The sequence below is a fragment of the Hoyosella rhizosphaerae genome (assembly GCF_014643175.1).
Classification (GTDB): domain Bacteria; phylum Actinomycetota; class Actinomycetes; order Mycobacteriales; family Mycobacteriaceae; genus Lolliginicoccus; species Lolliginicoccus rhizosphaerae.
On the sequence record NZ_BMJH01000008.1, the window covers coordinates 1 to 9,621 of the forward strand.

Genomic DNA, 9,621 nt, shown 5'->3' on the forward strand with positions numbered 1-9,621 from the left:
CACCTGCCACCCAGCAAGAACCAACTCCCGCTCCACCAGGCTCAGCAACTCCACCGACCGCACCAACACAGACGGCGAACCGGAAAAGGCCTCAAGTACCGTACGCATGCGCTGGGCAAGCGAGGCCGCTTGCGCATCGCTGATGAGGTCAGCGCGATGCTTCATTTTCAACGTGAGTTGAGGCTGGGCGTAGGCGATAATGCTCAGCGGGTAGTGGGTATCGTCAGCACCCGACAATCCGGTGATCGACATTCCGTCGATATCAACGGCTTCTCCGGCTACCGCATCGACGGGGTAGGACTCGAACACTGTGAGCGTGTCAAATAGCGCACCAGAACCCGCTACCTGCTGGATTTCCGGCAAAGAAACATGGTGGTGATCGAGTAGTGCGGCTTGCTGCTGTTGTACTCGAATAGCGAGGGAAGCAAGTGTGTCGTCGCTGTGGACCTGGACTCGTGTGGGGATGGTGTTGATGAACAACCCGACCATGTTTTCCACACCGGACAATTGCGGTGGCCGACCAGAAACGGTGGCACCGAACACCACATCATCACGGCCTAACTGCTGACCAAGCACGATCCCCCACGCCACCTGGACAACCGTGTTCAGGGTGACGCCCAGGTCTTGTGCCACATTAGTGAGGGAACGCGATTGCTCAACGCTGAACTCGACGACTACTTCGCTGGGGTCGGTCTCGGGGGAGCCTTCCCCTGCACCCGGCGCGATGAGTGACGGTTCATCAAGACCGGACAGAGTTGTAGCCCACTGTGCACGGGCTTCGTCACGGTCATGCGCAGCTAGCCAGCTCAGGAAGTCCTTGTAAGGCCGGACGCTGGGCAAGTGCGCGGTATCAGCCCTCGTGGCGTACAGGGTGAGAAGTTCCTTAACCAGCACAGGCATTGACCACCCATCAAGCAGGATGTGGTGGTTGGTGAACAGAAGCTCATGCTTACCGTCTTCAATGGTGACCAGGTGCATTCGCACCAATGGGGCATCGTCCATACGGAAACTGGTGAACTGGTCAGTTTGCCGAATGGTTTTCGCCTCAACCCGCGCCTGCTCCAGCGGGAGACTTGTCAGGTCTGTGTGTTGCCAACGGATTCGTACATCGTCGAGAACAAGTTGCGCTGGGTTACCCGCGGAGTCGTGCAGGAACACTGCCCGGAGGTTCGCATGGCGGTCGAGCAGTGCTTGCCCTGCGCTGCGCATCCGTTCCGAGTCCACTACCCCGCCGAGCTTTATCACTGTTTGTGCTACATAGATGTCGCGTTCGTGCCCAGACAACAGTGCATGGAACAACAAGCCACCTTGAAGGGGGCTGAGCGACCACACATCGCGGACTTCGAGGCCTGCATCGCGATAACGGTGCACCAGCGAGTCCAGTGTTCGTTGGTCGACGGCGACGAGCGGGACGTCAGACGGGGTTACCGTGGCAAATTCTGTGTGGAGTGCGAGGGCGGACAGTTCGCTGAGTGCCTGCGTCCACAGGTCAACTAGTTCCTCCGCGTCCGCGTCAGTGAACAGTGTGTTGATGTAGGACAGCGAACCACGCAGTTGCACACCAGATTCGTCCTGCACCGCAGTGATGTTGATGTTCAACGCGGCTGGGGCCCCCATCGAATCATCAGCCGTTCCGTTCGCTCCGGTGACACTGCCGTCTGGCAACCAACCAAACTGTTGTGCCTGGTCGGCTACAGCGGAACCACCAACGCGACCGAGGTAGTTGAAGGCAATTTGCGGTATCTGCGCTGAGCCAAAATGGCCTGTGGTCTCGGGGTTCACATAGCGGAGTTGGCCATAGCCCATCCCTTTACGCGGGATTGCAACAAGCTGCTCTTTGACAGATTTGAGTAGATCGGATGCTTCCCGCGCCCCCAATTCTGCCTCGACGGCTGTTTCAGAGACTGTGATGCGGGCAGGGAAAACATTGGTGAACCAACCGGTGGTGCGTGATAGATCAGCACCGGGGATCAGGTTCTCTTCACGCCCGTGCCCTTCGAGGTTCAGCAGAAGCTCTCGGTGTGTGCTGCTCCGGCGGTGTCTGTACCGGGCCACAGCTAAGGCGAGTGCCGCAAGCATGGCGTCGTTGACACCGGAGCGATAGAGGCGCGGTAGATCGTTGATCACTGGGTCTGCGATATCTGCGGGCACAGCAATGTTGCACGTGGAAAGCTGTCCCATCATGTGCTCGTGCGGATGAAATTCACTGGAACCCAACGGCGGATCAGGTTCGGTCGATGTGTCCAGCCACCACTGCAATTCGGCAGCAGTCTCCGGTGCGCTGGCGAGTTCGTTTACCACGTGCGCCCACCTACGGGCGGAGGTCACAACAGGTGGTAGCGCAATAGAGTCGGCTCGTTCGCTTTGAGCCCAGGCATTCGCTAGATCTGGCAGCAGGATTCGCCAGGAAACACCGTCGACCACGAGGTGATGGGCAAGGATCAGAAGCTTTCCTGCGGTCGCGCCCCCACCGCCAGCGGGGTCAAACCACACGCATTGGAGCATGTCTCCAGCGGCCGGGTTTAGCCTGCGTGCTGCTGCGTCGTGCTCGGCTCGCACCCGATCTGCGAAGTCCGGTGTGCCCACTTCCTCATCGAATTCGACTCGGTGAAGGTTCGGCGAGCCACTGCCGACTGGCATTGTTTCGTACTGCCAGTGACCATCGGAGTTCATCCAGAATCGTGCACGCAGCGCATCATGTCCGTCGACCACTGCGTCGAGTGTGCGTCGTAGTCGTTCGGCATCGACGGCTGGGGGAAGCGTGAGCAGCATGGCCTGAGAGAACTGGTTGAACTTGCCACCCAACTCCGTCATCCAGTGCATTACGGGTAGCAGTGGAGCCTGGCCCACTCCACCCCCGGGCAGCTCAGGAAGTACCGCAGCAGTCGTTTCGTCGGCCCAACTTGCAACTCGGGCGATGGCTGCAGGAGTTTTGTGTTCAAACACGTCGCGGGCGGTGAACACCACACCGGCGTCCTTCGCTCGCGAAACTAGCTGAATCGACATGATGCTGTCGCCGCCGAGGGAGAAGAACGAATCTTCCACCCCAACATCGGTCAGACCAAGGAGTTGTTCGATGACCCGAACGACCGCTTCTTCCATCGGGGTCGTTGGCGCTTTGTATTGGGTTGCGCTTGCGGTGAAGACAGGATCGGGCAGCGCTGCGCGATCAAGTTTTCCGTTGCGGGTGAGAGGGAAATCCGCGATCGGCATGAGTGCGCTGGGCACCATGTAGTCAGGAAGCGTTGCCGCTATGTGGGCGCGCACTTCCTCAACCGGCAGGTCACCAACTGATGTACCAGGCATTGGTTTGACGTAGGAAACCAGTTGCGTATTCTTCGCGATCCCTTGAACTGCAAGAGTTACAGCTGAATCAACTAGCGGGTGCGTAGCCAGTGCCGAATCAATTTCGCCTAGTTCAATGCGGAATCCGCGCACCTTGACTTGGAAGTCGGAACGACCCACGTACAGAAGCACGAGAGATCCATCATCGAGGCGAGACCATTTGACAATATCGCCAGTGCGATACATTTGCGCCCCGTCTGGACCGGATGGGTCGGCGACAAACCTGGTAGCGGTGAGTCCATGTCGGTTGTGGTAGCCGCGCGCAACGCCCATCCCTGCGAGGTACAGCTCGCCGGGCACACCAACAGGTGTTGGGTTTAGTCGATTGTCGAGCACTAGCGCCGATGTACCGCGGATTGGTCCGCCGATATGTACCGTTTGGCCTGGGAGCATCGGAGTGGACAGCGTCGCAACGATTGTGGTTTCGGTAGGGCCGTAGGCGTTGAACATCGTCCGACCTGGTGCCCATTTTGTAACAAGTTCGGCGGGGACAGCTTCACCACCGACGATGACGCACTGAAGGTCGTCTATTCCGCCGACGGGGACAGTGCCCATCGCTGCGGTGGCTACGAATGCGTGGGTCACTGCATTGGTGGTGAGGAACTCCGCGAGCTCGTCGCCGCCGTAAATACCTGTCGGTACAACGCATTGCGCTGCACCCATTGGAATTGCGAGGAGCAGTTCGAGCATTGATGCGTCGAAGCTGGGCGACGAGAAGTGCAAGACCCTAGACGAAGCATCAATGCCGAAGCGTTCCTGCTGCTCGGCTGCGTAATTAGCTAGCCCGCGATGGGTGACGACAACGCCTTTGGGAAGACCAGTGGAACCCGAGGTGTAAATCATGTACGCGGCCTGATCAACTCGAACAGGTGCGTGCAATTCTGCTTCAGTGATACCCCGCCCGGAGAATTGTGTGATCCGCTCGTTCAGTTCTGTGTCGTTCAGATCGAGCACAGTTCGACCAGCGAAGTGGTCCGGGACGGTCGTGACCACAAGTTCCACACCGGAATCGGCAATCATGTGCTCGATACGGTCGCGCGGGTACTCGGGGTCAATCGGCAAAAATACTGCCCCCGTTTTCGCCACGGCCCAAAGAGCTTCCACTGATTGGACCGATCGGGGAATGCTGACTGCGACAACTCGCTCTGGTCGCGCGCCGTGGGCAAGAAGCAACCGTGCTAGCTGGTTTGAGCGCTGATCAAGTTCGCGATATGTCGTGGTGTAATCGCGAAACACCACTGCGGGAGCTTCTGGATTGTGGGCGGCAGCGGTTTTCATCAGTTCAGCGAGGTGCTGTGGCGGCGTGCCATCTCCCCCACCGACCGGCCACAGCGCGGCGCGCTGCTGGGCGTCAATTAGTGGGTAGTCGTAGATGTTGGCCGTTGGATCCTGTGCAACAGCGTCGAGCAGACCGGTAAGTTGCTCAGCGATGATTGCGATTGTCGATTCGGTAAATAGATCAGTCGCGTAGGTGATCGCGGCGCGTATTTTCTCGTTGTGCGTGGGCGTATCCGCAAACGCGAATTGCAGGTCGTATTTTGCTATCGAGTAGCCGGAGTCGAGCCCCGAGATAGTGAGCCCATCAAGTTCGAACTCCTGTCGGTCGAGGTTTTCGAACGCAACGATCACTTGGAACAATGGTGAGTGGGCAGCGGATCGCGGTGGATCAAGTGCTTCCACGAGCCTCTCGAATGGCACGTCTGCGTGAGTGAAAGCCGCAAGATCAGTTTCTCGATTGTGCGCAAGGACATCAGCGAAGGTCGAATCACTCTGAAGTTGAGTGCGTAGCACCAGAGTATTGACGAACATCCCCACGATGTCGTCGAGCGCACGATCACCTCGCCCAGCAATGGGCGTGCCAATAGCGATGTCGTCGGTACCGGCCAGTCGCGCTAGCAGCACACTGAGTGCTGAGTGAACAACCATGAAAAGGGTCGCATTGTGTTGGCGCGCTAGTTTTTCGAGAGATTGGAACAGCTCCGGTGCAAGTTCATACTCGTATTTGGAGCCGCGCATTGACTGGCTCGCTGGGCGCGGAAAGTCGGTAGGAACGTCGAGGAGTTCGGGCAGGCCATCCAGCGTGTGCTTCCAGTAGCCAACCTGCTGAGCTGCGAGCGACTCGGGGTCAGCTTCATCACCGAGCACTGCGTGCTGCCACAACGTGAAGTCAGCGTACTGAACCTGAAGTGGCTGCCAGCCAGGTTGGGTGTCATTCAGTCGAGCGTGGTAGGCCAACATGATGTCGCGTGCAAGCGGTCCCATCGAAAAGCCGTCGGCCGCGATGTGATGCAGCACCAGCACGACAACATGATCTGCTGCGTCAATCCGATAGATTCCGCCGCGGATAGGGATTTGGGTGGCGACATCAAAACCTTCGGTGGCTAATTCGCCCACCAATTCGAATACCTTGTCACTGTCCACTTCGTGGAGTGGCACGTCAAGGTTGAGTGCCGATATTGGCAGTACAACTTGATGCGCCTGGTCGCCGACGCTAGGGAAGACTGTGCGCAGCGTTTCGTGCCGTGCCACAACATCACGGATCGCAGCTGTCAACGCGTTGATATCGAGTTGACCTGAGAGTCGTAGCGCGAGAGGCAAATTGTAGGCTGCGGAACCGGGGTCAAGTTGATTGATGACCCACATGCGTTTCTGCGCCAGCGACAGAGGTACTTGGTCTGGCCGTGACTGCGCAGTCAGTGGCGTGCGCTGCTGCTGCGTTGAACCATGTTCGACACGTTCGGCGAGGGCTTCGACACTAGGATTATCGAAGATGTCACGTACCGCCAGGGAACTGTTGAGGGCCTCATTGACCCGTGCGATTACCCTCGTGGCGCTGAGTGAGTTACCGCCGATGTCAAAGAACCCATCAAGAACACTGACAGCATCGCTGCTGAGAACTTCCGCGAAAACAGCTGCGATGGTTTCTTCAATTGGGTTGCGGGGGGCGACCACATCATGGTGCACAGGGCTGAAATCAGGTTTCGGCAGTGCCTTTCGATCCAGTTTTCCACTTGGGTTGAGCGGGAATTCCGGCAGCACTGTGATGTGCGCTGGCACCATGTATCGGGGAAGCTTGTCGCGAGAATATGCGAGCAAGTCTTCGCCACTAATGAGAGCACCGTCGATCGGCACCGCGTACGCGGCAAGGTAGTCGCCCGTATCGGGGTGGTTGGCCAAGATGACAACAACTTGGCTGATGATGGGGTGGGACAGCAAAGCTGCCTCAATCTCACCCAATTCAATACGTTGGCCACGCAACTTGATTTGAAAATCTGTGCGACCAATGTATTCGAGTACGCCATTCGTACGCCACCGCACAAGGTCACCAGTGCGATACATGCGCTCACCATGACCGGCAATTGGGCTGGCGACGAACCGGTCGCTCGAGATATCGGGGCGGTCAAGATAGCCGCGCGCCAACTGAACTCCGGTGAGGTACAGCTCCCCCGGCACCCCGGGTGGAACTGGTTTGAGGCGGCCATCAAGAACGAAGGCCCCGGTGTTCCACTGTGGTACACCAATCGGCACCACCGTGGCCTGTTCGTCTGATTGTGCTACGAAGTTTGTGACAGACACAGCCGCTTCGGTGGGGCCGTAAAGGTTGTGAACGCGGGCGTCACTGATGCGCGACCAGCGTTCGATGACATCCATTGGCAAGGCTTCGCCGATGACAAAAATGTCTCGCAGCGTGCTCAGTTGCTCGCGGGTAGCAACAGTGACGAACACAGACAACGGCGAAGGCACAAATGTTGTTGCTGTTACCCCATGATTTTCGATCATGCGCGCTACGTATGCCGGGTCTTGGTGCATATCGGGTTCGCTGATCAGCAGTTGTGCGCCCACAGATAGTGCCCACCAAAATTCCCACACTGACACGTCGAAAGTTGTGGCAATTTTCTGAAGAATGACGTCATTGCTGGTGAGTTGGTACTCAGATTGTTTCCAGGCGATCTGGTTAACGATCGCACGGTGTGTAACCATCACCCCTTTGGGTCGTCCTGTGGACCCCGAGGTGAACATGACGTAGGCGGTGTTGTCTGGGCGCAGTGGCCCACGACGGTCAGCGTCAGTCACAGGAAGTGCGCTCAACGCCTCAAACTCGAGCTGGTCAAGGCAAAGAACATCCACCCCGTCTGGTACCTCGACTGCGTCACCTGTAGTAGTTAGCAGACATACAGGCTTTGAGGCCTCAAGGACATACTTATTGCGTTCGGTTGGATGGTCGGGGTCAATCGGGACATACGCACCGCCCGCTTTCACGATGGCGTACATGCCGATGAGTAAGTCGAAGGATCGCCGAATCGACAGGCCCACCATCGTTTCTGGCCCCACCCCGAGTCCAATGAGGTGGCGGGCAAGACTATTCGCCCGAGCATCAAGCTCGGCATACGTCATCAACTCATCGCGGAAAACCAATGCGGTCGCATCCTTGGACAGCATTACTTGGTTATCGAACCGGTCTACGAGCGTGGCGGGGGCTTCGCTCAGATCAAATACGTCGCCTTGTCCCCAGGCTGACAAGACTGCCTGCTTGTCCTCAGGACCAAGAATTTCGATGTCCCCCACTTCAATCAGGGGGTCATCTGTAATGGCTTCGAGAAGCCGTACGAACTGGTCTGCAAGTCGACTGACTGTGGCCTTATCGAACAGTGCTGTGGCATAGGTGAACGCCGCATGGAGGCCAATGAGCGAACCATCATCGGCAGTTTCCTCCTGCACATGCAGGTGCAGGTCGTACTGCGCGACATTGGTGTTCACCGCCAACGGGGCGATCGTCAACCCTGCTAGATGCAGTTCCGGGCGATCAAGGTTTTGGTATGAATAGCCAACTTGCGCAAGTGGCGCATGCGATTGAGAGCGCGCCGGATTCAGAACCTCGACGAGACGTTCGAAGGGAATATCCGAGTGACCAAACGCAGCAATGTCGGCGGCGCGCACATCATCGATCAGGTCTGTGAATGTTCTGTCGTGCGGCACTGTGGTTCGTAGGACCAGGGTGTTGACGAACATCCCCACGATATCGTCAAGAGCAGGATCCGCGCGATCAGCTTTTGGAGTCGCGACAGCGATATCTTCGGTGGGGGTCACGCGCGAAAGCAATGCGGCGAACGCCGCGTGGATCACCATGAATGGTGTCACTGAATGGTGGTGCGCGATGTCGACAATGCGCGTATGCACCGATTTTGGTAGCGAGAACCGAATGTTTCCACCGGTCATGTCCTGTTGCGTCGGGCGCGGCCGGTCTAGCGGTAGTTCAATAAGGTCAGGCAGGTCTGCGAGAGCTTCGCGCCAGTACTGAACCTGCTTCGCAGACAGCGACTCAGGATTGCTTTCATCACCCAAAAGTAGACGCTGCCAGATTGCAAAATCTGCGTACTGCATTGCCAACGGTTCCCACTGCGGCGTGTTTCCGTCGAGTCGTGCAGCAAATGCCGTCATCAAGTCACGAATGAGTGGTGCGAGCGAGGAACCGTCGCCGCAGATGTGGTGCATCACTACAACGAGGAGGTGTTCTTCCTCGGTGCGTTGCCATAGGGCCGCACGGATGGGTGGCGCGACGGCAACATCGAACCCTTCGGTCGCAAAACCGAGAGCGGCTTGTTCGATATTCGTGGCGTCGTCAACAACGTGCAGCGGTAGTGGAAGCTCCGCCTCGTTCGGTGGCAATATCTTTTGGACTGCCCCGTCAACAGTTGGGGGGTAGTACGTTCGGAGGATTTCATGCCGCTCAACAAGATCGGCGAACGCATCGCGCAATGCGTGGACATTCAATGGCCCGGTTAGGGTTACAGCGAGCGGAATGTTGTAACCCGCAGATTGCGTATCGAACTGGTTAATGAACCACATCCGCTGCTGCCCAAGCGAAAGCGGAATATTCTCCGGGCGCACAATGTCGGACATAGACGGTCGGTCCGATTGATGCTGAGCACGCTCTACTGCCGCTTCAGTGATCTTCTCCACTGTGGGGAACTCGAAGATTTCCCGTACTACAAGCGCAGCGCCAAATGCTTCGTTGATTCCAGTGACAGCGCGAGTTGCCATGAGCGAGTTACCGCCCAGTTCGAAGAACGAATCCACCACACTGACCTGTTCAACACCAAGCACCTCAGCGAAGATCCGCTGCACGGTCGCCTCATCGTCAGTCCGTGGCGCAACGTACTCCCGCTGACCAACGAGGTCTGGCTCCGGCAAGGCCCGCCGGTCGACCTTGCCCTGAGGCGTCAGCGGCACCTCATCAATTACTACAAAAGCCGACGGCACCATATACGACGGCAA

General features: G+C 57.6%; 1 protein-coding gene. It reads right to left on the bottom strand.

Annotated features, from left to right (window positions below; genetic code table 11):
* The coding region (locus IEW73_RS16430; protein WP_188678013.1) for a non-ribosomal peptide synthetase at window positions 1-9,621 on the bottom strand (9,621 nt) is incomplete at both ends.